Below are 3,205 nucleotides of genomic sequence, written 5' to 3'. Positions count from 1 at the left end.
TCGGCTGGGCCGGGGCGACCGCCGAGGGCCTCGCCGCGTACGCGGCCCGCTGCGGGGTCCCCGGCGCCTGACCGTCGCTACGGCGTCCGGGTGCAACAGCACCCCGGGGTGCCGCCCGCCGCCGTCGGGAAGGGTGTGCCGACCGGGGTCTCCTGCGACGGAGGCCGGTCGGAACACCCGCCGATTCAGCCCTGGAGGGAGGCGAGCCAGGCGGTCAGCAGGCGGTTGACCTCCTCGGGGCGCTCCTGCTGGATCCAGTGCCCGCAGCCGTCCAGGATGTGGGCGGAGGCCAGGCCGGGGAGGGTGGCCGGGTAGGCGTCGATCGCGTCGGCCATCCAGGTCGTGGAGGCGTCCAGGGCGCCGCCGATGAACAGGGACGGCTGCTTGATCGGGGCTCCGGCGTACTGGGCGAGGTCCTCCCAGTCGCGGTCCATGTTGCGGTAGCGGTTGAGGGCCCCGGTCATGCCGGTGCGCTCGAACTCCCCGGCGTACACGTCGAGGTCGTCCTCGGTCAGCCAGGCGGGCAGCCTGCCGCCGGGGAAGCGGTCGCGCAGCCGGCCGCCCGTGCGGGCCACGAAGTGCGGGTCGGGCTCGCCCCGGGCGGGCATGGTGTCGGCGGACATGGCCGCGTAGAAGCCCGCGAGCCAGCCCCGGAGGTCGGGCTCCATCTCTGCTTCGGCCCGGCCGGGCTCCTGGAAGTACGAGACGTAGAACTCCTGGTCGCCGCCCATCTGCGCGAAGACGTCGGTGGGGCGGGGGCCGCCGGGCGGCGCGTAGGGGACGCTCAGCAGTCCGACGGCGCGGAAGACCTCGGGGTGGAGCAGGGCGGAGGTCGCCGCGATGTTGGAGCCCCAGTCGTGCCCGACGACCACCGCCCTCTCCTCGCCCAGGGCGCGCACCAGGGCGACGTTGTCCTCCACCAGGTCGAGCATCCGGTAGGCGTCCGTCGCGGCCGGCTTGGAGGAACGGCCGTAGCCGCGCACATCGAGCGCCACGGCCCGATACCCCGCCGCCGCGAGGGCCGGGAGTTGGCGGCGCCAGGAGTACCAGGACTCGGGGAAGCCGTGGACGAGCAGGACCAGCGGTCCGGTGCCCTGCTCGACCAGGTGCAGGCGCCCGGCGGGTGCCTCGATGGTGCGGTGGCGCAGGTCGGCGGACGGTGCGGGGTGGTGCATCGCTTCTCCTCGGTTCACGGGCGGCCGCGGTTACCCGCCGATCATGCGGCGCGGCCGCCGCGCGACGCGAACACTCTTTCCATTCTGGCAAACTGGCAGGACAGGGCGGTGGAGGCGGCACGGCCGGAGGGAGCGGGGCGACGGTGACGGTGATGGACGACGGCACAGCCGACACGCTGGCGGCCATGGGCCCCCGGCTGCGGACCGCGCGCGAGCAGCGCGGTGCCACACTCACCGGCGTCAGCCGCGCGACCGGCATCTCGCTGAGCACGCTGTCGCGGATCGAGACCGGCCGGCGCAAGCCGACCCTGGAAGTGCTGCTGCGGCTCGCGAAGGCGTACGACGTCTCCCTGGACGAGCTGGCCGGCACCGCACCCACCGGGTCGGCCGGACGGCGCACCCCGGTACCGCGGCGTTCCGGCAACGGCAACGGCATCGGCAACGACAAGGCGGTGCTACCGCTGACCCGGTACGTCGGGGGCCTGCACGTCCACAAGCACGTCCTGCCCGCCATCGACGCGCCGCCGGCGCGGCCGCGGCAGGTCTCCCATGACGGGTACGAATGGCTGTGCGTCCTGTACGGGCGGCTGTGGCTGGCGCTCGGCGAGCAGGACCTCGTCCTGAGTGCCGGGGACGTGGCCGAGTTCGACACCCGCACCGCCCACGGAGTCGCCAACGCCGGACCCGGCGGACCGGTCGAATACCTGGTCATGTTCGGGCCGCAGGGGGAGCGCCTACGATCGCGCACCCCGGCCCCCGACCGCCGGGCCCGGTAGCGCGGCGCCCCGGACCTCCGGACGGTCAGTGATCAACACGACTGCCGAAGGCTCCGCCCCCGCCGAACCCCGGGTCAAAGCGCTCCGGCGTCCGTCGGCTGCTCGGCCGGCTGCGGGGTGAGGCGGCGGAGCCCCTTGCGGTCGTAGTAGCGGGTCATGGCGAAGCCGAAGGCCAGGGCCACCACGAACCCGACCGCGATCATGATCCAGGCGCGGGCCAGGCCCGCGTCGGCGCGCGCGTCGAAGTAGAGGATCGCCCGGACCCCGGCGCTGAGTTGGCGCATCGGCTCGAAGGCGCCCAGGAACCGGTAGAACGCCGGGACGGCCTCCAGCGGGACGGTCGCCCCCGAGGAGGGCAGGGCCAGCGCGATGAAGACGAACATCGACACCAGCTGGCCGAGGCCGCCGAACGCGGCGTTGATGGCCTGGACGCCGAGGCCGACCGCGAGGCAGGCGCAGTAGGAGAAGACCCAGAGCAGTGGCAGGTGCGAGGCGTCCATGCCGAGGATCGCGATGCAGGCCACCATCACCATCGTCGTGGTGAGCACCGAGATGCCGGCGGTCATCGCCATCTTCAGCACCAGCGTCTGCGTCCGGCCGATCGGTACGGTCGGCCGGCGGCGGTGCCAGGGGCCGATCTCGCTGTCGGCGTAGCCGAGCGAGGTGTCCACGCCGTTGTGGATCAGGTTGCCCGAGATGAAACCGGCCAGCACCAGCAGCAGCGTGTAGTAGAAGGCGCTCAGGCCCAGCCCGGTGTGCCGCCCGATCGGATGGCCGACCTGCGTGCTCACCGCGACCGGATCCGCCAGCAGCAGCCGGGCGGCCGGGGAGGCGCTCGCGGCCGTGCGGGAGGCGGTCAGCTGCTTGCCGATGGTCAGTGAGGTCTGGTGGGCCGCGTTCTGGTTGATCTGGGCCGCGATCGAGGAACCGAGGCTGCCCAGGCCCGGGTTGGTGAGCACGGTGATCGTCGGCCGGGCCTTCGCCTGCGGGGTGGACAGCGCGGCGACGGAGGCGGTGAAGTCGGCGGGGATCACCAGCGCGCCGTACACCTTGCCGGAGGCCAGCAGGTCCTGCGCCTCGCCCTGGTCGACCCGGCGCCAGTCGACCGAGCCGGCGGGCCCGGCGGCGACGATCGACCTCGTGAGCTGCGCCCCCAGGTTCTCCGGCTGTCCGGGCAGCGGCGCGCCCGTGTCGGCGTCGACCACGGCGACCGGCAGGCGGTGCAGCTTGCCGTTGGGGTCGACGATGCCGCCC

At 73.7% G+C, this 3,205-nt stretch carries 3 protein-coding genes; 1 reads left to right on the top strand and 2 read right to left on the bottom strand.

Annotation, left to right across the window (positions count from 1 at the left end; all coding sequences use genetic code 11):
- Positions 1-185 precede the first annotated feature (185 nt).
- A complete protein-coding gene (locus J0670_RS33920; protein WP_207816166.1) occupies positions 186-1,175 on the bottom strand; it encodes an alpha/beta fold hydrolase in 990 nt (329 codons plus the stop codon).
- Positions 1,176-1,324: 149 nt separating this feature from the next.
- Here J0670_RS33920 and J0670_RS33915 point away from each other — a divergent pair, with 149 nt between their 5' ends.
- Positions 1,325-1,951 (top strand): helix-turn-helix domain-containing protein, encoded by a 627-nt coding sequence (locus tag J0670_RS33915; protein ID WP_374223229.1) that lies wholly within the window; start codon positions 1,325-1,327, stop codon positions 1,949-1,951.
- Between the two features lie 74 nt (positions 1,952-2,025).
- Here the strand turns inward: J0670_RS33915 and J0670_RS33910 are convergent.
- Positions 2,026-3,205: YhgE/Pip domain-containing protein (locus tag J0670_RS33910; RefSeq protein ID WP_207816164.1), on the bottom strand; the 1,180-nt coding region annotated here is incomplete at its 5' end.

Origin of the sequence: Streptomyces sp. FH025 (genome assembly GCF_017427025.1) — a bacterium.
In the GTDB taxonomy this organism is placed as follows: Bacteria; Actinomycetota; Actinomycetes; order Streptomycetales; family Streptomycetaceae; genus Kitasatospora.
The sequence above is the reverse complement of the archived record's forward strand: the minus strand, read 5'-3'. Positions and strand labels throughout refer to the sequence as shown.

Excerpts from the sequence above, each read along its gene's own strand:
- J0670_RS33920 (WP_207816166.1), bottom strand. The coding sequence starts at position 1,175 with ATGCACCACCCCGCACCGTCCGCCGACCTGCGCCACCGCACCATCGAG.